Origin of the sequence: Collinsella sp. AM42-18AC, from assembly GCF_003467965.1 — a bacterium.
GTDB lineage: Bacteria > Actinomycetota > Coriobacteriia > Coriobacteriales > Coriobacteriaceae > Collinsella.
The window spans coordinates 20,715-44,217 of sequence record NZ_QSFY01000011.1 but is presented as its reverse complement, the minus strand read 5'-3'; the positions used below and the strand labels follow the sequence as shown (position 1 = coordinate 44,217).

Here is a 23,503-nt window from a genome sequence, read left to right as displayed (position 1 = left end):
CCGGGGCGAACCCCTCCAAAGATTTTCAAAAAAGTTGTTGACGCGCGCGTAACGACTCGTCTAATATATCCCTTGCGCGATGGACCTGTAGCTCAGTTGGTTAGAGCGTCCGGCTGATAACCGGGAGGTCACAAGTTCGAATCTTGTCAGGTCCACCACTTTCTTTCGCAATAAACACCCCAGCGAGAGCCGAGTCGCCGCTGGGGTGTTTATTACTGTCTCCGTGGGGGTTTAGCTCAGCTGGGAGAGCGCGGGCTTTGCAAGCCTGAGGTCAGGGGTTCGATCCCCCTAACCTCCACCATGATGGACCTGTAGCTCAGTTGGTTAGAGCGTCCGGCTGATAACCGGGAGGTCACAAGTTCGAATCTTGTCAGGTCCACCATCAAAACTGTGAAGAGCCCTGGGGCGTGCCTCGGGGCTTTTTTCTTGTCTGCGATAAATCTCATTTTGGTTTTGTGTGCTGTGCGAAAGATTGGGTAGTATAGCTATTCAATGCGGCGACCCTGCCGTGTGTTAACCGCTACGTACCGGAGGTGTTCCATGGTTCGTGTCGACATAGAGACCATCGTCATGGCCGCCGGTCCCGTGCCATCGCTTATCGTGCTTCGTGAGCGCAGCAGCAAATCGGACTCGCCCGCGCCGCTGCGTTCCCTTTCCATTCAGACTGGTTCGTTTGAGGCTGCGGCAATCAGCCGTGGCATCGATAGCGGTCGCGCCGAGCGCCCGATAACGCATGACCTGCTGCTTGACACCGTCGATGCCCTGGGAGCCAAGCTCGAGCGCATCGAGATCGTTCGTGCCGAGCCGCCGGTGTTCTATGCGACGATTGTTGTGCTGGTCGATGGTGACGAGCGCAAGATTGACGCCCGCCCCAGCGACGCCATCGCCCTTGCCGTGCGCAGTAATGCCCCCATGTTTGTGGAGGACGACATCATGAATCGCCTGGGTACCGTTTCTGCCCATGCCGAGGAAGTTGACGACGAGCAGGAGTTCGAGAAGTTCGACGAGTTCGTCCATACGCTCTCCCCGGATGATTTCTAAATGTCTGGCACGCGAGCGGAGAGGTCGCTGATGGGTACCCGCGTATCGGCTGAAGCGGCCGCCATCGCGTGTGAAGCTCAGATGCGCTCGGAGGCATCCGAGGCGGCTCGCATTGCCTATGTGACGCAGGCCCGCACACTTCGCGAGCGCCGCGGCTCCTATATCAAGATGGTTATCATCTCCGCCCTTGTCGCGGTAATCTGTTCTCGTCTTCGTGGTACAGTTGGTGCGCTTGGGTTTTCGATTTCAACAGGCTTGGTAATCTGGGGTGTGGTCGATGCGGTAATGCTGACCAACCAGATCAAGGTACTCGACAAGCGCGCGATGGATATGGTGCGCGCCCGCGACGCTGCCGCCAAGATCGCTGCCGAGGCACAAGAACTGTAACGACGCCGGATTCGATGGGAAGGTCTAGAGATGGCACAGGATATGCAGGACGCCGGTAACGTCTCCGCCGAGCTCGACGCCATGGTGTGTGACCTGATTGGTGCGTTCTTGGACGACCTTGCCGCCGGTGAGAATCCGGGCGTAGTTGTGGCGATCGAGGACGCTGCTTCCAACCGCTATCTGGCCGCGCTCGACGAGGATGGCGAGGAGGCATGCCTGGAGGCCGCCACCAACTTTATCTCCGAGCACAAGATGGGTCTTAAGGACGAGGGCCTGGGCCGTATCGCCCGCTATGCCATCGGCTATACCGGCTGTGTCGAGATTGACGGCGGCTACCACGACGCTCTGCTCGTGAGTTTCTTTGAGACGACGCTCGAGAGCGGTTTTTCGGCATATGTGCTGTATGAGGGCATGGGTGCCGGCGATGGTTTTATGTGGAGCGACCCTGAACCTGCAGGTGAGGAAACCCCTCTCATCTAAAATCGCTAAAATAAACGAGTTTTCGGTAAAAGGCTCAATATTCCCGCCGAGCGTTGCATTGCTGGGTGGGTCGCATACGCGTGCCGTTTGTATATGGATAGAAGATAGGGGAACTACATGCGCGTAGACAATCTGAGGAACATCGCCATCATCGCCCACGTCGACCACGGCAAGACGACGATGGTCGACAAGCTCCTGCGTGCCACGGATGCCTTCCGTGCCAACCAGCAGGTCGAGGACCGCGTCCTGGACTCTAACGACCAGGAGCGCGAGCGCGGCATCACGATTCTCGCTAAGAACATCTCTATCGAGTACAAGGACGTCAAGATCAACGTCATCGACACCCCGGGCCACGCCGACTTTGGCGGCGAGGTCGAGCGCGTGCTGCGTATGGCCGACGGCGCCCTGCTGCTGGTCGACGCCTTTGAGGGCCCCATGCCCCAGACCCGCTTCGTGCTGCGTCACGCTATCGACACCGGCCTCAAGATCATGATCGTCATCAACAAGATCGACCGTCGGGGTGCTAACCCCGAGAAGGCCTACAACGACTGCCTCGACCTTATGGCCGACCTGGGCGCTACCGACGATCAGCTCGAGTTTGCCATGGAGCACGTCATCTACGCCAGCGGCGTCAACGGCTTTGCCCGTCATGATCCCGAGGACGGCAACATGGACATGTACCCGCTGCTCGATATGATCATCGACGACATGCCCGCGCCCGAGGTTGACGAGACCGCGCCCCTGGCCATGCAGTGTGTGACCATCGACCACTCCAACTTCGTTGGCCGCATCGGTATCGGTCGCGTGTACTCCGGTACCATTCACCAGGGCGACCAGATTCTGGTCGTCAAGAACGACGGCTCCAGTGCTACCGCTACCGTCAAGCAGCTCTTTACCTTCGACTACCTGGGCCGTACCGAGTGCCAGGAAGTCGGCGCTGGCGACATCGCCGCCGTCGTGGGCATTGACCGCACCGATATCGGCGATGTCTACACCGACCCCGAGAACCCCGTCGAGCTCGAGCCCATCGAGATCGACCCGCCGACCCTGTCCATCGTCTTTGAGGCTTCGACCTCTCCGCTCGTCGGCCGTGATGGCGACATTGTGGGCGCCCGTCAGCTCAAGGAGCGCCTGTTCAACGAGGCCGAGAACAACGTGACCATGAAGATCGAGGAGCTCGAGGACAAGAGCGGCGTCGAGGTCTCTGGCCGCGGCATTCTGCACCTGTCCGTCCTGATGGAGTCCATGCGCCGCGAGGGCTTTGAGTTCCAGGTCGGCCGTCCCCGCGTTCTGTTTAAGAAGGACGAGAACGGCAACAAGCTGGAGCCCGTCGAGCAGGCTGTTGTCGAGTGCCCGGACGAGTACTCGGGCAAGGTCGTCGAGGTCTTCGGTACCTCCGGTGGCATCATGACGAGCATGGACACCTCGGGCATCGTGACCCATCTTGAGTTCAAGATCCCGACGCGCGGCATCATGGGTCTTAAGAACCGCATCATGAACGTCACCCACGGCGAGGGCGTGTTCTACCACACCTTCCTGGAGTATGGCCCCTACGCCGGCGAGATCGGCAACCGCCAGAACGGCGCCATGATCTCCATGACCACCGAGAAGGCCGTTGCCTACGCTCTGGGTACGCTGCAGGAGCGCGGCCAGCTGTTCGTTGAGCCGGGCACCGAGTGCTACGAGGGCATGATCGTGGGCGAGCGCAGCAAGGCCGGCGACATGGTCGTCAACATCGCCCGCACCAAGAACCTGGGTAACCAGCGTTCCTCGACCTCCGACATCTCCGTGCAGCTGGTGCCGCCTCGCACCTTCTCTCTGGAGGAGGCGCTGGAGTACATCGCCGACGACGAGCTGGTGGAGATTACTCCCAAGAACATCCGCCTGCGCAAGCGTTTGCTCAACGCCACCGACCGTAAGAAGGCAGCCGTCCGCGCTGGCCAGGTCAACAAATAAGCGCTGGGGCTTATAACCGCCAATAAGAAAGGGCGTCGACCGCAATGGTCGGCGCCCTTTTTGGTGCACGGGGATTGAGAAGGCCTTCACCACCACAAAGGTGCCTGTCCCCTTTGCGGTGATTGGTGGTTAGGCGGTGGGGAGTCCTGGCGTGTTAGCCGGCTGCTGCGGCTTGAGGTGGGCGTTGCGCCAGATGATCTGGATGACGTAGCCGAGCGTGAAGACGAAGGCTACACCGCTGACAAAGTTGCCCATAAGAGGAAGTGCCGTGAGTGCGCCCGCGACGATACCGCCCACGGCGGCCATGGTGTAGCGGTTCTGATTGTGTCCGACCATGCGTGCGATCGCGCACCCCGCAAAGGCGCTCGATACCAACGCGATGCCGATAACACCGCACAAGAGAGTTCCGGCAAGCGACAGACCAGCGATAGAGATAATCAGCAGCAGGACGGCGGGGACGACAGCAATCGTACCCAGAAGACCGCTCACCCACAGTGGCGTGGGGTGCTGGTGGAGCATTCCGGCGGCACTGGCGGTTGCGCGCGGAAAGACAAGCTCAAGCAGGATGGCGACAAAGCCGGTGGAAAGCGCTGCGGCAACGATGCCGCCGATAATGTCGTTGACCGTAGAGGTGTCCTCGTTTTCGGTTCGGTCGATCTTGAGGGCTCCGACCTGGGCACCCTCTGCCCGCTCGGGATCCTGTGAGACGTGGGCGCTCACCGTGCCGGTGATGCGGGCGTTTTTGCCCAGGATGAGCTTGTCGGCCCAGACCTCAACATCGCCATCGACGGTGCCATCGATGGTAACGGTGTCGCCGGCGAGCGCCGCCGATTTAGCGGAGCCGCGCAGGGCGACCGTCTCGCCTGCCGCGTAAAAACAGTTGGCGGTGCTACCGGTGTTAAGGACGACGTGCTGGCCGGCTACCGTCACGCTGCCATCGATTGCGGTTTTGGCGATATCGATGGTACGCGCCGCCAGGCGAACGGCGCCGCCTACGGTGCAATCGCGAATCGACAGGCTCTCGCCCGCCGCGATAATATCGCGGCCGATGGAGGCATCGTCTAAGTTGAGGCTTTGGCCGGCCCAGTACAGGTCGCCTTCGACCCCGGACGGGGTGGAGTCAGCTTCGGTCGCGAGCACGTTTCCGGCGGTATCTGTGCCGGCGAATGAAGTCGTGGGAAGTACGATTAGCGCAAGTGCAATCAGTGCGAATAGGAGGGCGATGCGCGCCTGCACTTTACGGTGCCGGGACGACGGTGCTAGGTTGTAAGGCATAGTGAATCCTTCGCTAGATACTCGACATGTATCTAACAGGGTACCCAACGCGCGGGCGCTCTAAAAGAACCTCTCGGTTGCATTTCGAAGGGTCGTGCCGTGCTGTCTACTTTTTGCGATGCAAGAAGCGCGCGATGTCTTCCTCGGTGGGGCTTTTGATGTCAAAGCGCAGCGAGAGCCAGCGCAGACCCATGGTCACGACAACGCATACGACGAGCGCGGCGACATTGCTGACCAAGCCACTCATGACGAGGCTTACATAGCTTGCCGATCCGGCGATGGCCGCGATGGCATAAAAGTTAGTGCGTTGGAAAATGCCCGGAACCACGCCCATAAAGCCGTCGCGCAACATGCCGCCGCCCACCGCGGTGAAAAAGCCCATCATGATGCATACGGCCGGCGCAAAGCCGTAGACCAACGCCTTGTCCGCGCCGGTTGCCGCATAGATGCCGACCGAGATGATGTCGAGCAGGGGAATGAGTTTCTCGGGTTTATCGACGATTGCCGGGAAGATGTAGATAATGGCCGCCGTGGCAATGGAAAGTGGTAGTGCCATCGGCTGGTTGAGGATGTAGACGTTGCCCACTTGCAGTGTCATGTCGCGTAATAGACCGCCGCCCAGGCCACAGACCACGGCGAGTGCGACCGCGCCCACCAGGTCGAGCTTGTGCTCGCGAGCGACCAGCACGCCCGAGATCGATGCCGCGACAACGGCGAACATCTCGAGCCAAAATGGGATAGCGACCATGGCATCCGAGGCGTGTGAAGTAACAGTCATAGCGGCGACGACGGGCAAGATGAGGTCCTTTGATTCTCGGGTTTGAACAATGCCCGTACATAGTACATGGTTGGAGGCGATTGAGACCCTATTGCTCGGCAAACGGTTGGGACTGGGTGGGGGCGTGGCGTTGCTGGAATGCCAAGGGTCCAAAACATGTACGTCAGCCTCCAAAAACGACATTTTTCGACATCTTTGGAGGCTGACGTACATGTTTGGATTGAGCTCACAGCATGAGTGAGTTGATTTACTCACATCCGGTATATTTCCCCACTTCAACGGACATAAGAGTTGGATACCGGCTCAGAGCGAGAGGCCCTCAATGGATACCCCTGTTCTCATTTCGCATAAAACCGCATGGCTTGTCCATCATGCACCCCAGAATTTGGTTCAGTCTCTTGCGCGGCACGACTACCAGATAGGCGCACAAGGCATCTCCACCCAGCAACGTGTTGCGCGCATACGACAGGCCCTTACCGACTGCGGCATTCCGTCCGATATGCTTAAGACTATCGATATCGCGGTTGTATTCGAATTTGAGCGAATTCGTACCAAAGGCGTCGTTTGCCACATTCTTGGACAAAATCTTCCCTACGCGCATATTAACGAGTTGACGCCCGGAATCTTCATCACCGACGAAGCCTTCGCCTTCGTGCTCGCTGCCGAGTGGATGGATAGAATCGAATATCTCGAATATGGCTATGAAGTTTGCGGCGATTATCGCATGAGGCTCAATCCCGCCGACCCTTATACCGAGCAACCAGCCACCACCTCCAAGGATGAAATAACCGAACTGCTCGATCGGCACCCCGGCAAACCCGGTGCCACACGTGCACGGCTCGCGCTCAGGCACATCTACGATCACTCGGCCTCGCCTATGGAGACCGCTTCGGCAATTGCCCTCTCGCTCCCAACAAGCGAAGGCGGCGTTGGCATTAGAGGTATCGAACTCAACAAACCGCTCGAGATCCCTCAACGTCTCAGGCATTGCGCCAAAGCTCGAACACTCAAAATCGATGCGCTCGTGACCTATAAGCGCAGGGAGCTCGGTATCGAATATAAGGGCGGTTTTCACGATGAGCTCGAGCGCAAGGGAGCAGATGCGGAGCGAGAGGCCGTTCTCTCCCAAATGGGATATCGAATCGTTACGCTCACTTCGGCTCAGTTCGGCAGCCAGCTCGCCTTTCACCGCGCCATGAACAACATTCGCGAAGCGCTCGGCATGCCTCGCTGTACCGACACCGGTTACCAGCGAGAGCAAAACGAACTACGCAAGGCGCTAATCCGCAACTGGAAAGGCATGCGAGACGAAGAGGCGCCTTCCGAATAGTGCCACTCCCGTGAGCTCAATCCAAACGTGTACGTCAGCCTTCAAAGATGCCGAAAAATGTCGGTTTTGGAGGGTGACGTACATGTTTGGGGAAGCGTGGGATCGAGACGTATTTCGATAACAAAAAAGCTCCCATTCTTGGGAGCTTTCTCAACCAAAATGGCGGAGGAGGAGGGATTCGAACCCTCGTGACCTTATACAGGCCAAACGGTTTTCGAGACCGCCGCATTCAACCACTCTGCCACCCCTCCGCGTGGGGTAAAAACAAAGCAGGCTCGAAGGCCTGCTTTGGAATTAACTGGCGGAGAGTCAGGGATTTGAACCCTGGAGACGCTTTTGACGCCTACACGATTTCCAATCGTGCTCCTTCGGCCACTCGGACAACTCTCCGTTAAATGCGAAAGTCAGTATACACGAGGAATCGTAAAGTGCAAACAGAAAAGTTGGCATTTTTTGAAACGCTTGGCTTCGTGACGGGATCTCGGAGGCTAAAAACGGGCTCTGACCAGCATGGCAGCATGCAGCAAATTGTTCAAAATAGGTATTTATAGACGATGTGGCAGCAATTTAAAAAACTTTGAACGGTGTTATGAACCACTGGTATGCATTTCGCGACCACAGCCTTGCAATTGCTGACCTGCGGTTTGATTTGGTTTGTCCCCGCAGCGCCGTATCTTGTCCACAGATCCGTCAAGCATTTGGTCAGCATTTGGTTGGAAGACGCATGAAGTGCCGTGTGAGTATGGGCATATGTGGAGGTCATGAGGTTGTAGCTGCATATTCTTGCAGCCTGGGAGGTTGAAAGATATTATTACCAAGTCTTTTCCTGCTTCAGGCGCACCTTCACGACCTGAAGCCACATTTGCCCAGAGGAGGTGACAATATGAAGGCTTATGAACTGCTGTTCTTTGTTGACCCGTCGCTCGACCCCGAGACTCGTCTCGCTGTTATGAAGCGTATCGATACCACGATCGCTGAGGGCGCTGGCAAGGTCGACTCCGTTGACGAGTGGGGCAAGCGCAAGCTCGCCTACGAGATCAACGACCTCACCGATGGTGACTACACCCTCATCAACTTCCACGCAGATCCTACCCAGATCGCCGAGCTTGATCGCGTCCTGCGCATCACCGACGCTGTGGTCCGCCACATGATCGTCCGTCGCGACGACCAGGAGTAAGACTGTCGTTTTGGACTGGGCTTGTGCCCCAAGAGGAAGTAGTGAGTTATGAGCATCAATCGAGTGAACATCACCGGTAACCTCACGCGTGATCCCGAGCTGCGCGCCACCGCCGGCGGAACCCAGGTTCTGTCCTTTGGCGTCGCCGTGAACGATCGTCGCCGCAACCCGCAGACTGGCGAGTGGGAGGACTATCCCAACTTTGTCGACTGCACTATGTTCGGCACGCGCGCCGAGGCCGTGAGCCGTTTCCTGGCAAAGGGAAACAAGGTCGCGATCGAGGGCAAGCTGCGCTACAGCTCTTGGGAGCGCGATGGTCAGCGCCGGAGCAAGCTTGAGGTCATCGTCGATGAGATCGAGTTTATGAGCTCCCGTGGTGGCCAGGGTGGCTACGATCAGGGCGGTTACGCCCCCGCAGCTCCCGCGCCCGCAGCACGTCCTGCCGCACCGGTGGCTACGCCGCCCGCGGTCGACGTCTACGATGAGGACATCCCGTTCTAAGGGTTGTTCACCTATTTTTGAGTGAGAGGCGGCTTCGGTTCGCCGAAGTTGCCAAACGAAAGGTATTTTGACATGGCTAATGATTTTTCTGCACGTCAGCCGCGTCGTAAGTACTGCCAGTTCTGCAAGGAGAACACTGAGTTCATCGACTATAAGGACACTCAGCTTCTCCGTAAGTACATGACCGACCGTGGCAAGATCAAGCCCCGTCGCGTCACTGGCGCTTGCACGCAGCATCAGCATGACATCGCCAACGCCATCAAGCGCGCCCGCGAGATGGCTCTCCTGCCGTACACCGTCCCCGTGGTTTCCTCTCGTGGCAACCGCGACCGCGGCTAAGAAGGGAGACGCATCATGAAGGTTATTCTTCTCGATGAGATCAAGGGCAAGGGCGGCGAGGGTGACGTCGTAGAGGTCGCTCAGGGTTACGCTGAGAACTTCCTGTTCCCCAAGAAGCTCGCTGTTGCCGCCACCAAGGGCAACCTCAAGCAGCTTGACGAGCGTCGCAACAACATCGCCAAGCGCGAGGCCGTCCGTCTGGCTACCGCCAACGAGACCAAGGCTGCCTTCGAGGGCAAGACGGTCACCGTTGACGTCAAGGTCGGCGACGAGGGCATCCTCTTTGGCTCCGTTACCGCCGCTATGATCGCTGACGCCATCAAGGCTCAGCTCGGTATGGACATCGACCGCAAGCGCGTCGAGCTCGGTAAGCCCATCAAGGTTGCCGGCGCCCACACCGTTGCCATCTCGCTGTACCGCGAGATCAAGGCCGAGGTTGTCGTTCTCGTCGGCGTTACCGCCGAGGAGCTCGCTGCCGAGGCTGAGGTCGAGGAGGCCGCTGAGGTCGCCGAGGCCGAGACCGCCGAGGTCGAGACTGAGGCTGCTGCCGAGTAGCATTTGCTGCAACGCAACAATCTTGTTCTAAGAAGGGCGCTCTGGGAAACCAGGGTGCCCTTTTGTTTTCTACGCTTGGCGAGCGCCATGGCAGGCGTTGTGGTGAAGTCCCAAATGCGGGACCGTTCGTCCGTTTGGTTCGGTGATGATTGGCGCCGCGCGGCCCGTTTTGGGACCGTGGCTGATACTATGGATGCCCGCAAGCGATATGAATGAGGATGCTCATGGCATACGACGATAGGGAGACGGGGCTGACGGTTGAGGACCGCGGCTCCAAGTTGGGTCTCCCTCAAAACCAAGATGCAGAGGCCAACGTACTGGCTGCTATGCTGCTATCGCCCGAGGTGGTCGAGGAGGCCCAGGTCGAGCTGCAGCCCGATGACTTCTACCGGCCCATTCATAAGACCATCTACACCGCGATGGTCGATATGTACAACAGCCGCATTCCCATCGACTCCATCTCGCTGATCGATTACCTGCGCAGCATCAACAAGCTTGATGCCGTGGGCGGCGAGGCCTACATTTTGGAGCTGATGGGTCAGACCCTGTCGCTCGTGAACTGGCAGCACCATGCCGCCATCGTCCGTCGCGACTCGATGCTGCGCGAGCTGATCGGTGCCACCAACGAGATCAACGCGCTGGCCTATAACGCCCCTACCGACACCAAAGAGGTCGTGGAGCTGGCCGAGAGCAAGCTGCTCAAGGTCACGGCGCGCGAGGTTAAGTCGAGCTATAAGACACTGACCGAGTTTATGGTCGAGGCCTATAACGAGGCTGAGGAAGTGTGCCAGGCCGGTGGCCAGGCTGCGGGCGTGCCCACGGGCTTCCCGTCGCTCGACCGCATGCTCATGGGTTTCCGCGAGGGTCAGCTCATCATTATCGGCGCTCGCCCTGCTGTGGGTAAGACGTCGTTCGCCCTGAATCTGGCGCTCAACGCTGCCGCGGCCGGTTATACCGTCGGCTTCTTCTCGCTGGAGATGTCGGGTAAGGAAATTGCCCAGCGTCTGATTTGCGCCTATGCGATGATCTCGATCAGCGACTTTCGCATGGGCCGCATTAGCCCCGAGCAGTGGGCCAATATCAACGAGGCCACGCAGACCTTGTCTAAGCTCGACATTCTGATTGACGATACGCCCGGCACCACAGTGACCGAGATTCGCGCCAAGAGCCGCCGCATGCTCCACAACAAGGAGAAGGCCATCATCATCCTGGACTACCTACAGCTGGTGAGTCCTCCGCCGGGACGTCGCTCCGAGAGCCGTACCGTCGAGGTCTCCGAGATGTCGCGTGGTCTGAAGATCATGGCCAAGGAGCTCAAGATCCCGCTCATCGCGCTGTCGCAGCTCTCGCGTCAGGTCGAATCCCGTACCGGCAAGCGTCCGCAGCTTTCCGACCTTCGTGAATCGGGCTCCATCGAGCAAGACGCCGACATCGTTATGTTCTTGGACCGCTCCGCCGACGAGGCCGAAGCCTCGCGCGACGATCGACCCGACGAGGGCGTTACGCGTATCGTCGTGGCCAAGAACCGTTCGGGCCCGATCGGTGACGTCGACCTGATGTTCCTGCCGGCATCCACCAAGTTCTATGAGCTTGATGGGGCGCATACCGAGGAGTAGGACAGGCGCCCGTTGCACGGGTATACTGGGAATGTTTTGTGCTTCTGCGTGCCGGCGTGGCACGTAGACAGTCCATGAATGTAAGGAGTAAACATGCCGTCAACCGTTTTGGTCGGTGCCCAGTGGGGCGATGAGGGCAAGGGTAAGATCTGCGACCTGGTCGCCGGCGACTTCGATGCCGTCGTGCGCTACTCGGGCGGCAACAACGCCGGTCACACCATCGTCGTCAACGGCAAGAAGTACGGCCTGCACCAGGTGCCCTCCGGCATCATGTATTCCGACCACGTGTCGGTGATCGGTAACGGCTGCGTCGTCAACCCCAAGGTTGTCCTTGAGGAGATCGACATGTTCGAGGCCGACGGTATCACCACCAAGAACCTCAAGATCAGTGGCAACGCGCACGTCATCATGCCGTACCACATCGATCTGGATGGCGCCTTTGAGCAGAAGCTCGGCAAGAAGAACATCGGTACCACCAAGCGCGGTATCGGTCCGTGCTATCAGGACAAGATGGCCCGCATTGGTCTGCGCATGCAGGACATGCTGGACGAGACGCTGTTCCGCGACAAGCTGGAGACCGCTCTCGCCCGCGTGAACCCCGAGCTCGAGCTCATCTACCACCTGCCCACCTACACCGTGGACCAGATCTGCGACGAGTACCTGCCCATGGCCGAGCGCCTGCGCCCCTACATCACCGAGACGAGCCTGCTGCTCAACAACATGATCGATGAGGGCAAGAACCTGCTATTTGAGGGCGCCCAGGCAACGCTGCTCGACATCGACCACGGCACCTATCCGTACGTGACGTCTTCCAACTGCACCGCCGGCGGCGCCATCACCGGCTCCGGCGTGGGCATGAAGAACGTCGACCGCGTGCTGGGCGTCATGAAGGCCTATATCACCCGCGTCGGTTCGGGCCCCATGCCCACCGAGCTTTCCTATGAGTCCGAGGCCGGCCACACGCTGACCGAAGAGGGCTATGAGTACGGCGTGACCACCGGTCGCCGTCGTCGTTGCGGCTGGTTTGACGGCCCTATCGCCAACTATGCCTCGCGCGTCAACGGCCTCACCGACATCGCCGTGACCAAGCTCGACGTGCTTTCGGCCTTCGACACCATCAAGGTGTGCGTGGCCTACGACGTCGATGGCGAGCGCTACACGAGCGTGCCCGAGCATCAGGTGCGCTTTGAGCATGCCAAGCCCATCTACGAGGAGCTCCCCGGCTGGAAGTGCGACATTACCGGTTGCCGCAGCTTTGACGAGCTGCCGCAAGAGGCTCAGGACTACGTGGCGTTTATCGAGGATCTGGCACACACCCGCGTGACGTTCATTGGCGTCGGCGCCGGTCGCGAGCAGATCATCAACCGATTCTGGAAGTAATCGGTTTATACGGTTATTGCGATATACCCCTTTGCAGCCCGGACGGGCGGCCGAGGGGTATATTTGCTTGCAAAGGGCTCGCGCGGAGCGGGCCGTTCATCCATAGAGGAGGCACCCTTGAAGGCGGACACTCAAACCATCGACATCCTGTTGTTGGGCAGCGGCGGCCGCGAGCATGCTCTGGCAGCTAAGCTCGCAGCATCACCGCGCGCCGGCAAGCTCTACATTGCGCCGGGTAACGGCGGCACCGCGAGCTGCGGCGAGAACGCTGTTCTCGACGATTGCGATCCTGCGGCCGTGGCGGCGTTTGCCCAGAGCCACGGATGCGGACTCGTGGTAATTGGCCCCGAGGCTCCGCTCGTGGCGGGCGTGGCCGATGCCGTGCGTGCGGCGGGTATTCCCTGCTTTGGCCCGGGTGCCGAGGGCGCCCAGATGGAGGGCTCCAAGCTGTTCTCCAAGCAGCTCATGGAGCGTGCGGGCATTCCGACGGCAGCCTATGGTTCGTTTACCGACGAGGCTTCGGCTCTCGCCTATGTGCGCGAGCAGGGTGCCCCGCTGGTCGTGAAGGCCGACGGCCTGGCCGCAGGCAAGGGCGTTATCGTGGCGACTGAGCTCGAGCAGGCCGAAGAGGCCGTGCGCGAGTGCTTTGGCGGCACCTTTGGCGATGCCGGCAACACGGTGGTTATCGAGGAGATGCTGACCGGCCCCGAGTGCTCGCTGCTGGCCTTTACCGACGGCAAGACCGTGCGCCCCATGGCCACTTCGCAGGACCACAAGCGTGCGCTCGAGGGAGACCTTGGCCCCAACACCGGCGGTATGGGCGTCTACAGCCCGGTGCCCATCGTGACCGACGAGGAGCACGCCACCATGGTGAACGTCATGGAGCAGACCGTGGCCGAGCTTGCTGCCGAGGGCATCGACTACCGCGGTTGCCTGTACGGCGGCTTTATGCTCACGCCCGCCGGCCCCAAGGTGCTGGAGTTTAATGCCCGCTTTGGCGATCCCGAGACGCAGGTCGTGCTGCCGCGCCTCAAGAACGACCTGGTCGAGGTTATGCTCGCCTGCGCCAACTGCGAGCTTGATCAGATTGAGCTCGACTGGCGCGACGAGTGGGCCGTGGCCGTTGTCCTGACGAGTGCGGGCTATCCCGGCAGCTACGAGAAGGGCAAAGTCATCACCGGCATCGCCGACGCCGAGGCCATGGAGAACGTGACCGTGTACCATGCCGGCACCGCTGTGGCGGACGGTCAGCTCGTGACCAACGGCGGCCGTGTGCTTGCCGTGACCGCACTGGGCGACACGTTCGAGAACGCTCGCAACCTTGCCTATGAGGCCTGCGAGAAGATTGATTTTGAGGGCAAGACTCTGCGTCATGACATCGGCCTGCGCGCGCTGCGTGGCCGCGACGCCTGGGATGCCTAAAGTCCGAGAGGGATGAGACGGATGGACGAGAAGAACGAAGAGCTCGTGGACGCGCAGATCGTCGAAGAGGACAGCCGCATGTATGGGCACGCCGAGGGCGAGCCTGGTGGCGAGGTCGCCGACGAGCCGGCGCTGGTGCTGGGCGACGACGACCCGCACGATGCCGAGCTGCACGAGAAGATTCTTTCGGAGGAGTGCGCCTGGAAGGGCAAGATCCTCGACGTCCACCGTCTTGAGGTTGAGCTGCCCAACGGTCACCGCAGCGCCCGCGATATCGTTCGCCATCCGGGTGCGGCGGCCGTTGTGGCGCTTACCGAGAGTGGCAAGATCGTGCTGGTGCGTCAGTACCGCACCGCCATCGACCGCGTGACGGTCGAGATTCCCGCCGGCAAGCTCGATCCAGGCGAGGACCCGCTCGATTGCGCCAAGCGCGAGCTGCATGAGGAGACGGGCTTTAGGGCCGGCCGCATTCGCTTTTTGACGTCGATCGTCACGACTTGCGGCTTCTGTGACGAGATTATTCACATCTACCTGGCCACCAAGCTCGAGTTTGATGCGCCCAACCCCGATGATGACGAGTTTGTCAACGTGGACCTGGTGCCGCTGCACGAGCTGATCGACGCCGTGCTCGACGGCAAGATCGAAGACGCCAAGACCGTCGTAGGCGCGCTTGCCTGCGATAGCATCGCGCACCGCTTGGGTGGGGCCGAGCTTTAACGAGTGGGGATAGCCCTGGGACAAATACTACTGATTGTTTTGTCCCAGGGCCTTACGTTGCTGACATTTCTTTGAGGATCACATGCTGAAGCGTTTTTTGTCGTATTACAAGCCCCAGATGGGGCTTTTTGTTGCCGATACTGTTTGCGCCCTGGTGCTTGCCGCCATTGACCTGGCGTTTCCCATTATCCTGCGCAATCTGACCGGTGGGCTGTTTACCCAGGGCCAGGCGGCCATCATGCAGGCGCTCGGTATGATCGCGGTTGGCCTGGTACTGATGTATGCCATCCGTTGTGCCTGTCGCTACTTTGTGAGTTACTGGGGCCACGTGATGGGCGCGCGCATGGAGTCCAAGATGCGCGAGGACCTGTTCGATCAGTACGAGCGCTTTAGCTTTGCGTACTTCGATCGCAACAGCTCGGGTGACATGATGAGCCGCGTGGTCAACGACCTGTTCGATATCTGCGAGGCGGCACACCACGTGCCCGAGTGGATTATCATCTGCGGCATCGAGATCGTCGGCTCGTTTGTGATCCTCTTTGCTATTGCCCCGGTGCTGGCTCTTGCCATGGCCGTGGTGACGGCGGCTTTTGCGGTCATCATGTTTTGGCAGAACATGCGCATGCGCGAGGTCTTTAGCGACAACCGCAAAAAGATCAGCGGCATCAATGCGCAGCTGCAGGATTCGCTGGCGGGCATGCGCGTGGTCAAGAGTTTTGCCAATGAGGAGACCGAACGCTTCAAGTTCCGCGCCTCCAACAATCGCTATCTTTCGTCCAAGGAGAACATGTATCACGCCATGGGCGTCTATACCGCGACGTATGGCCTGCTCTCGGGTGTGCTCTATGTGATCGTGGTGCTGCTGGGCGGCTGGCTGGTCGCCCAGGGACAGCTGCAGGCGGTCGATATGGCGACCTTTGCACTCTATATTTCGCTGTTCTGCACGCCGCTCGAGACACTCGTCAATTCGGCCGAAACGTATCAGAAGGCCATCGCCGGCTTTAAGCGCATGGACGAGGTGCTCTCGACCGCGCCGGATATCCAGGACAAGCCGGGCGCTACGGATCTGCAGGTGACTGCCGGCGCCGTGGAGTATCACGACGTGTGCTTTAACTACGAGGACGTTGAGCTGGGCGAGGGCGATGCCGAAGAGCGTCCCGTTATCGACCATATGAATCTGTCCATCAAGCCCGGGCAGACCATCGCTTTGGTTGGCCCTTCGGGCGGCGGCAAGTCCACGACCTGTTCGCTGCTGCCGCGCTTTTATGACGTGGCTGCCGGATCCATTAGCATCGACGGCCAGGACGTGCGTGATGTGACGCAGCAGAGCCTGCGTCGCGCCATCGGCCTGGTGCAGCAGGATGTCTATCTGTTTGACGGCACGATTGGCGAGAACATCGCCTACGGCAAGCCGGGCGCTACGGCAGGAGAGATCGCCGAGGCCGCCCGTCGCGCCAACATCGATGCCTTTATCGAGTCGCTTCCACAGGGTTATGACACGGTCGTGGGCGAGCGTGGCAGCCGTCTTTCGGGCGGACAGAAGCAACGCGTTGCCATTGCGCGCGTGTTTCTCAAGAACCCCAAGATCCTGATTTTGGACGAGGCGACGAGTGCTTTGGATAACGAGAGCGAGGAGGCGGTGCAGGAGTCACTCGAGGAGCTGGCACGCGGCCGTACCACAATCATCATCGCCCACCGTCTTTCGACCATTAAGCACGCCGATGAGATTGCGACCGTTGAGCATGGTCGCGTTGTGGAGCGTGGCACGCACGAGGAGCTTCTCGCCCGTGGCGGCACTTATGCCCGTTACTATCGAATGCAGTTCGAAGGTGCGCGTGCGCACGAGCTCGACTGATTGATATGACAGGAAGTTTATGGCTGACAAGAACCCTTTGACTCCGGAAGAAGTGACGGAGTTATTCTCCGAAATCGATGCATCCGGCGTCTTGGATCCCACGCTTGCCAAAAAGCGTACCGAGCGCATGCGCGAGAAAGAGGCTGCCGTCAAGCGCGGTGACAAGGCGACGCTGGCGCGGCTGCGCAGCGAGGATCGCGCGAGCCAGGCAAAACATATCGACCCGCTGTCCGAGGACGACCCTTCGGGTTCGCAGGTGAGCCATACCATTACGAAGACCGCCATGGCCGTGGTTATCGGCATCTTGGTGCTGATTCTTGGCATGCAGATTGGCTACGGTGTGATGCGACGCCTGAACACCGCGAACCTCTCCGAGAGCGTTTCGATGGATACCGTCTCGACCGCGCTCAAGGGTGGACTCGAATGGGGCAATGGCTTTACGCAGTTCCCGCTCGATTTTACCGTCGACGAGGCCGATGAACGCACGGGCACGGTTGAGGTGACGGTGCTGGACACGTCTTCTGCCAATGAACTCGAGCTGCTGTCCAACGGGCAGATTCAGGCGGCGGCGCTCGCAACCAATGCCCTGCTCAACGACAAGATCGACCGCGTGGTGTATAACGTTCACGCCTATATCGACGAGGACAGCAGGATTCAGCACGATTCCTTCTTTGGCATGTTTCCTGCTCAGGGGCACCAGAGCGCCATCCTGACGTTCGTCTGGACCAAGAGCTCGTCCAATGCCACGAATATCGACTGGAAGATGAGCATCGTAAGCATGGACGACACCATTGCCGAACGCATTCAAAAACAGGTCAACTCGGTTTCGTCGCTTATCGAGGACCCGGCGGTGAGCCAGACCAAGATTGACGAGGAAAAGGCCGAACGCGACCTGGAGCATCGTCTGCATGGCCGCGAGATTTTCCGCGGCGGCAAGCCCGATCGCACACCGTCCGATCTGCTGGAGCGGGACAAATAAGACGCCATCATCCCGCGTGAGTTACAAGCCCACGCGGGATGATTTTTAAATCCCCGTCCCAGAAAAATCATTTATGCATAGGAAGTCATAATTATCATTTCGTAAACATTTCGATGAAATTAACGCCATGGAGCATACTTGCGGTTACAATACCGCGAGGCCTAACTACCAACCTTTAAGCCGGTCCCGTGAGACCGGGAAGGAGAATTATGGCGAACAACCATACCGCGGGCACTGCTGCCCGCACCATCGCGCCCAGCGAACTTTGCCAGCGTATGCTGGCAAAAACCAGTAAGGGCATCTGCGGTCCCTGCATCCTGTACCTTGAGGATGGGACCATTTTTTATGGACGTTCATGCGGCGCCGAGGGCACCGCGACCGGCGAAGTCTGCTTCAACACCTCGCTTGAGGGCTACTTTGAGGTCATGACCGACCCGAGCTATGCCGGCCAAATCGTAACCATGACCTATCCGCAGATCGGCAACTATGGCATCGACGAGACCGACGTCCAGTCGGCCTTCCCCGGCGATACCGCTCGCCCCGTGAGCGCTCCCGCCATGCGCGGCATGATCGTCCGCGACATGTGTGCCACGCCTTCCAACTGGCGCTCGGCCGTCAGCGTGCCGGAGTACCTGCGTGCCCACGGCATCGTCGCTATCGAGGGCGTCGACACCCGCGCCTTGGTGCGCCACCTGCGCGACAACGGCTCCAAGATGGGCATTATCTCGACCGAGGTCTTTGACGTCGACGAACTTGCCGAGCGTCTGGCCGCAGCCCCCACGTTGGTGGGCGAGAACCTGGTCAAGACCGTGAGCTGCCCTGAGCCTCATGCCTTTGCTGCGAGCGACCTGCCTACTACGCATGATTTTGCGCTCACCGCCGCCGCCCCTGCCCGCCACAAGGTGGTTGCCTACGACTGCGGCGTGAAGCGCGGCATTCTGGAGGGCCTGGTCCGCGCCGGCTGCGATCTTACCGTCGTGCCGTGGGATACGCCCGCGAGTGAGGTGCTCGACATGAATCCCGATGGCGTCTTTTTGTCCAACGGCCCCGGCGACCCCGATGCCGTGGTGGAGACCTACGAGCAGGTGCAGCAGCTGATCGGCAAGGTGCCGGTCTTTGGTATTTGCCTGGGTCATCAGATGATCAGCCTGGCCTGCGGCGCTCAGATGGAAAAGCTTAAGTTCGGTCACCGCGGTGGTAACCAGCCGGTTATGAACCTGGTGAGCCGCCGCGTGGAGATTACCGCGCAAAACCATGGCTTTGGCCTGCTGTTCCCCAGCTTGGGCAAACTTGTCCCCGAGCTTTCCGGTGGCGAGACCGAGCACGCGGCCGATGGCGACCTGCGCGTCTGGGTGCGCCGCGGTATCGCGCCGGTCGTGATGAACGAGCGCTTCGGCCGCATTCGCCTGACGCATGTGAACCTCAACGACGGCACCGCCGAGGGTATCCAACTGCTCGACGCGCCGTGCTTCTCGGTGCAGTACCACCCCGAGGCCTCGCCCGGCCCCACCGATGCCCACTATCTCTTTACCGCCTTTACGCGACTCATGGACGGCGAGGAGAACTACCTGGACATCGACACCGCGAAGGACCGCCTGCAGGGCTGGAATTTTGCTGAGGTTACGAAGAGCGAGGAGAACTAACATGCCTAAACGTACTGACATCAAGCGTATCCTCGTCATTGGTTCGGGCCCCATCGTTATTGGCCAGGCCTGTGAGTTTGACTACTCCGGCGCCCAGGCCTGCAAAGTGCTCAAGGAGGATGGCTTTGAGGTCATCCTGGTCAACTCCAACCCGGCGACCATCATGACCGACCCGGGTCTTGCCGACCGCACCTATGTTGAGCCTATCACCGCCGAGTTCATTGAGCGCGTGATTAAGAAGGAGCGTCCGGACGCGCTGCTGCCCACGCTGGGCGGCCAGACCGGTCTGAACGCCGCCGTCGAGCTGGCAAAGGACGGCACGCTCGACAAGTACGGCGTCGAGATGATCGGTTGCGACCTGGCCGCCATCGAGCGCGGCGAGGACCGCAAGCTCTTTAACGAGGCCATGGCCGAGATCGGCCTGGAGGTCGCGCGCTCGGGCTACGCCTATAGCGTCGCCGACGCCGAGGCCATCGCCGAGCGCGTGGGCTATCCCTGCGTACTGCGTCCGAGCTTTACCCTCGGCGGTGCCGGCGGCGGCATCGCGCATACCCACGAGGAGCTCGTCTCTATCGTGAGCCAGGGTCTTGAGCTTTCGCCTGCCCACGAGGTGCTGGTCGAGGAGTCCATCGAGGGCTGGAAAGAGTACGAGATGGAGGTCATGCGCGACCACGCCGGCAACGGCATCATTGTATGCTCCATCGAGAATCTCGACCCCATGGGCGTGCACACCGGCGACTCCATCACCGTGGCGCCGGCGCAGACCCTCTCCGACCTTGAGTATCAGCGCATGCGTGTCGCGTCGCTCGCCATTCTGGAGAAGATCGGCGTCGAGACCGGCGGATCCAACGTGCAGTTTGCCGTGAACCCCCAGACCGGCCGCCTCATCGTCATCGAGATGAACCCGCGCGTGAGCCGTTCGTCCGCACTGGCCTCCAAGGCCACGGGTTTCCCCATCGCTAAGGCCGCCGCTCGCCTGGCCGTGGGCTATACGCTCGACGAGATTGTCAACGACATCACCAAGGCAACGCCTGCCTGCTTTGAGCCCACGATTGACTACTGCGTGGTCAAGGTGCCGCGCTTTGCCTTCGAGAAGTTCAAGGGTACCGACCCCACGCTCACCACGCGCATGAAGGCCGTGGGCGAGATTATGGCGATCGGCCGCACCTTTGAGGAGGCCTTCGGCAAGGCCATGCGTTCGCTGGAGGACGGGCATCAGGGCATTTGTGCCGGTGGCAAGGAAGGTGCCGACAAGCTGAGCGACGACGAGCTCGCCCAGGCCGTGGGCACCCCGACCGAGCACCGCATCTTCTTTGTGGTCGAGGCCCTGCGTCGTGGCTGGGACATCGCCCGCATCCATGCCATCTGCGGTATCGATCCGTGGTACCTCAACCGTATCAACGACATGGTGCAGGTTCAGGAGAGCATCCGCGGCCTGCGTGTTGAGGATATTGACGCCGACGCGATGCGCCTGCTCAAGCAGTATGGCACGAGCGATGCCGAGATTGCCGCGCTGACCGGCTCGGACGAGCGCTTTGTGCGCGCCTACCGCAAGGGCCTGGGCGTGGTCCCCAGCATGAAGACGGTCGATACCTGCGCTGCGGAGTTCTCGAGCGCCACGGAGTACCACTACAAGACGTACGAGAACATCTACCGCACGAGCCCGGATGCCAAGAAGTGCGTGGCTCCCGACGAAACCACGCCGGCGGACAAGCCCAAGGCGATGATCCTGGGCGCCGGCCCCAACCGCATTGGCCAGGGTATCGAGTTCGATTACTGTTGCGTGCACGCGAGCTACGCGCTGGCGGCCCGCGGCTTTGAGACCATCATGGTCAACTGCAACCCCGAGACCGTTTCGACCGACTACGACACGTCCGACCGCCTTTACTTTGAGCCGCTCACCTACGAGGACGTCATGGATGTCATCGATGTTGAGCGACCCGACGGCGTCGTGGTGACGCTCGGCGGCCAGACTCCGCTTAAGCTGGCGCGCATGCTCGAGGAAAGCGGCGTGAACATCATGGGCACCAAGCCCGATGCCATCGACTTTGCCGAGGACCGCGAGCGCTTCGCCGCTCTGCTCGACAAGTTGGGCATCATGTACCCGCCGGCGGGCCAGGCCACCTCGTTTGAGGAGGCCGAGGCCGTTGCCGCACACATTGGCTACCCGCTGCTGGTACGTCCGAGCTATGTGCTGGGCGGCCGCGGCATGATGATCGCCTACGATGCCGAGCATCTGCGCGATTACATGGCCGAGGCTGCACGCATTAGCCCCGACTACCCGGTGTATCTGGATCGCTTCTTGGAGGGTGCGATCGAGTCCGATGTCGACGCCCTGTGCGATGGCGAAGAGGTCTACATCGGCGGCATTCTGGAGCATATCGAGGAGGCCGGTATTCACTCCGGCGACTCTGCGACCTGCATCCCGCCGTTCAGCTTTAGCGAGAGCCTGCAGGCAAAGCTTCGCGAGACCACGCGCCGCATCGCGATGGCGCTGGGCGTACGCGGCCTGGTCAACGTGCAGTACGCCATCAAGGGCGAGACCGTTTACGTGATCGAGGCCAACCCGCGTGCCAGCCGCACCGTGCCGTTTATCTCCAAGGCCACCGGCGTGCCGCTGGCCAAGTGCGCGGCGCGTATCATGGCAGGCGATTCCATCGCCAGCCTGGGCCTGCCGAGCGACGAGCGTCAGCTCGATTGGTTCTGCATGAAGGAAGCCGTTATGCCCTGGGGTCGTTTCCCCGGTGCCGACGTTATCCTGGGGCCCGAGATGAAGTCGACGGGCGAGGTCATGGGTATCGCCAAGAGCTATCCCGAGGCGTACGCCAAGACGCAGCTGGCAATCGACTACAAGCTGCCCGACCCCAGTGCCGGCAAGGTATTCATCAGCGTGTGCGACCGCGACAAGCGTCACATCCTTTCGGTCGCGCGTATCCTGCGCTACCTGGGCTTTGATATCTGCTCCACCGAGGGCACGGCGCGCGTGCTGCGCGGCGGCAACGTGACGTGCGAAGTCGTGGAGAAGATCAGCGGCCCGCACGACGGCGAGCGTCCCAACATCGGCGACCTTATCGCCGATGGCAAGATTGCGGTAATCATCAACACGCCGTACGGTCCGGGCTCGCGTGGCGATGGCTACCTGCTGCGTACCGAGGCCGTGCGCCGCGGCGTGACCTGCGTGACGGCGATGTCTGCGGCCAACACGTACGTGAGCGCCATCGAGGCCGTGCGTGAGGACCAGCAGGGTCACGGCAGCGCCAACGACATGGGCATGGACGTCATCGCCCTGCAGGATCTGCCGCAGCACACGGTGTAGGTTGAGCTGGCCGGCCGGGGCGGGAGGGGCCGAGATTTCCCCCTTCGCTCCGGCTGCAAGCAGAGTCGCTCAGGAGGAAACTCGGCCCCTCCCGCCCCGGCCTGCGGTGACTTGGCTGCACCGTGTGCTGCCGAAGGGGCTTTGCGCGATGACTAGGGCTGAATAAAAAGTGAGTGTGGGCAGAGCCCACGTTTTGTATGGGGTCCTCCGGTGAATTGCATTCACCGGAGGACCTTTTTGTGGCTGGCTGAGAGTGCCGCTGGACAGTTAGTTCAGATTTGTATTTTTGTGAGGGTGGAAAAGGCCGATTTGAGCTCAAATGAGTCGTTCTTGGCGGTCTGATGCGACAAGGATGCGCAGTCAGGAATGAGAAAAGGGCGTTATTGGGTCTAAAACGGCTTCAAAACGATACGTTTGCACGTAAGGACCCGGCCAAAAAATACAAATCTGAACTAACTGTCCACCATCCTCCGTCAACCTCTCATTCCAAACCAAATCAGCCAACGTACGTCATAGCAATCTTCGGTAGGTCGCAGGGCGGCGGTCGAGCTTTTCTCTCGGGAAACTTCGCGAAGCCCAGTTCCCGAGGGAAAGGTATGGTCTGTGTAATACCAGATAAACAGTACATTTTTGCTAGATTGGTATTTGACTGAAGAACCAATTGGTATGGCTTATTAAGCCCACCTTGCCGCTGACGCTCATTTTACTGCCGCTGGTGGACTTCCGAACTTGGTTGCGCAAGTGCTCCCATATATT

At 60.1% G+C, this 23,503-nt stretch carries 19 protein-coding genes and 5 tRNA genes; 20 read left to right on the top strand and 4 right to left on the bottom strand.

All coding sequences use genetic code 11. The annotated features are described in order from the left end of the window. Positions 1-81 precede the first annotated feature (81 nt). The 7 genes from DW913_RS07435 (at position 82) to typA (ending at position 3,864) form a co-directional block, all read left to right on the top strand. A tRNA-Ile gene (locus DW913_RS07435) sits at positions 82-158 on the top strand. A gap of 67 nt (positions 159-225) precedes the next feature. Next, positions 226-301: transfer RNA gene (locus DW913_RS07430), tRNA-Ala, on the top strand. Positions 302-305: 4 nt separating this feature from the next. Beyond that, positions 306-382 (top strand) — tRNA-Ile (locus tag DW913_RS07425). A 158-nt stretch (positions 383-540) separates the two neighbouring features. Continuing rightward, positions 541-1,041 carry a bifunctional nuclease family protein gene (locus DW913_RS07420; RefSeq protein ID WP_117798104.1) on the top strand — a complete coding sequence of 167 codons (501 nt, stop codon included), beginning with the start codon at positions 541-543 and terminating at the stop codon, positions 1,039-1,041. A gap of 30 nt (positions 1,042-1,071) precedes the next feature. Beyond that, positions 1,072-1,428, top strand: coding sequence for a hypothetical protein (locus tag DW913_RS07415; protein ID WP_117798103.1), 357 nt, complete (start codon positions 1,072-1,074; stop codon positions 1,426-1,428). A gap of 30 nt (positions 1,429-1,458) precedes the next feature. Then, positions 1,459-1,908, top strand: coding sequence for a hypothetical protein (locus tag DW913_RS07410; RefSeq protein WP_089572580.1), 450 nt, complete (start codon positions 1,459-1,461; stop codon positions 1,906-1,908). Between the two features lie 117 nt (positions 1,909-2,025). Next, positions 2,026-3,864: a translational GTPase TypA gene (typA, locus tag DW913_RS07405; RefSeq protein WP_117798102.1), complete on the top strand. Its 1,839-nt coding sequence runs from the start codon at positions 2,026-2,028 to the stop codon at positions 3,862-3,864. A gap of 129 nt (positions 3,865-3,993) precedes the next feature. Here typA and DW913_RS07400 read toward each other — a convergent pair whose 3' ends face one another. After that, positions 3,994-5,139, bottom strand: coding sequence for a polymer-forming cytoskeletal protein (locus tag DW913_RS07400; protein WP_117798101.1), 1,146 nt, complete (start codon positions 5,137-5,139; stop codon positions 3,994-3,996). A 106-nt stretch (positions 5,140-5,245) separates the two neighbouring features. After that, positions 5,246-5,935, bottom strand: coding sequence for a trimeric intracellular cation channel family protein (locus DW913_RS07395; protein WP_233506807.1), 690 nt, complete (start codon positions 5,933-5,935; stop codon positions 5,246-5,248). Positions 5,936-6,239: 304 nt separating this feature from the next. Between DW913_RS07395 and DW913_RS07390 the strand changes: the two genes are divergently transcribed. Next, positions 6,240-7,247: a hypothetical protein gene (locus tag DW913_RS07390; protein WP_117798099.1), complete on the top strand. Its 1,008-nt coding sequence runs from the start codon at positions 6,240-6,242 to the stop codon at positions 7,245-7,247. A 160-nt stretch (positions 7,248-7,407) separates the two neighbouring features. Here DW913_RS07390 and DW913_RS07385 read toward each other — a convergent pair. After that, positions 7,408-7,498: transfer RNA gene (locus DW913_RS07385), tRNA-Ser, on the bottom strand. A gap of 48 nt (positions 7,499-7,546) precedes the next feature. Continuing rightward, positions 7,547-7,637, bottom strand: a tRNA-Ser gene (locus DW913_RS07380). A gap of 493 nt (positions 7,638-8,130) precedes the next feature. Between DW913_RS07380 and rpsF the strand changes: the two genes are divergently transcribed. The 12 genes from rpsF (at position 8,131) to carB (ending at position 22,747) form a co-directional block, all read left to right on the top strand. After that, a complete protein-coding gene (rpsF, locus tag DW913_RS07375; protein ID WP_006235831.1) occupies positions 8,131-8,424 on the top strand; it encodes a 30S ribosomal protein S6 in 294 nt (97 codons plus the stop codon). Positions 8,425-8,472: 48 nt separating this feature from the next. Next, the gene (locus tag DW913_RS07370) at positions 8,473-8,925 is read left to right on the top strand and encodes a single-stranded DNA-binding protein (RefSeq protein ID WP_055310294.1); all 453 of its coding nucleotides are present in this window, start codon (positions 8,473-8,475) and stop codon (positions 8,923-8,925) included. 72 nt (positions 8,926-8,997) lie between these two features. Then, complete coding sequence (gene rpsR, locus DW913_RS07365; RefSeq protein ID WP_006235829.1) at positions 8,998-9,264, top strand: 30S ribosomal protein S18; 267 nt, start codon at positions 8,998-9,000, stop codon at positions 9,262-9,264. Positions 9,265-9,279: 15 nt separating this feature from the next. Then, positions 9,280-9,819 (top strand): 50S ribosomal protein L9, encoded by a 540-nt coding sequence (rplI, locus tag DW913_RS07360; protein ID WP_022094073.1) that lies wholly within the window; start codon positions 9,280-9,282, stop codon positions 9,817-9,819. Positions 9,820-10,037: 218 nt separating this feature from the next. After that, positions 10,038-11,435 carry a replicative DNA helicase gene (gene dnaB / locus DW913_RS07355; RefSeq protein ID WP_117634693.1) on the top strand — a complete coding sequence of 466 codons (1,398 nt, stop codon included), beginning with the start codon at positions 10,038-10,040 and terminating at the stop codon, positions 11,433-11,435. A gap of 93 nt (positions 11,436-11,528) precedes the next feature. Continuing rightward, positions 11,529-12,815, top strand: coding sequence for an adenylosuccinate synthase (locus DW913_RS07350; protein WP_117798098.1), 1,287 nt, complete (start codon positions 11,529-11,531; stop codon positions 12,813-12,815). Positions 12,816-12,932: 117 nt separating this feature from the next. Next, on the top strand, positions 12,933-14,237 hold the full coding sequence (gene purD, locus DW913_RS07345; protein WP_117798097.1) for a phosphoribosylamine--glycine ligase: 1,305 nt from the start codon (positions 12,933-12,935) through the stop codon (positions 14,235-14,237). 21 nt (positions 14,238-14,258) lie between these two features. Continuing rightward, a complete protein-coding gene (locus DW913_RS07340) occupies positions 14,259-14,954 on the top strand; it encodes an NUDIX domain-containing protein (RefSeq protein WP_199580801.1) in 696 nt (231 codons plus the stop codon). A gap of 82 nt (positions 14,955-15,036) precedes the next feature. After that, positions 15,037-16,809, top strand: a complete 1,773-nt coding sequence (locus tag DW913_RS07335) for an ABC transporter ATP-binding protein (RefSeq protein ID WP_117798096.1) — start codon at positions 15,037-15,039, stop codon at positions 16,807-16,809. Positions 16,810-16,828: 19 nt separating this feature from the next. Continuing rightward, a complete protein-coding gene (locus DW913_RS07330) occupies positions 16,829-17,788 on the top strand; it encodes a hypothetical protein (RefSeq protein ID WP_117798095.1) in 960 nt (319 codons plus the stop codon). 209 nt (positions 17,789-17,997) lie between these two features. After that, positions 17,998-19,431 (top strand): glutamine-hydrolyzing carbamoyl-phosphate synthase small subunit, encoded by a 1,434-nt coding sequence (carA, locus tag DW913_RS07325; RefSeq protein ID WP_117798094.1) that lies wholly within the window; start codon positions 17,998-18,000, stop codon positions 19,429-19,431. Between the two features lies 1 nt (position 19,432). After that, positions 19,433-22,747 (top strand): carbamoyl-phosphate synthase large subunit, encoded by a 3,315-nt coding sequence (carB, locus tag DW913_RS07320; RefSeq protein WP_117798093.1) that lies wholly within the window; start codon positions 19,433-19,435, stop codon positions 22,745-22,747. The last annotated feature ends 756 nt before the right edge of the window (positions 22,748-23,503 follow it).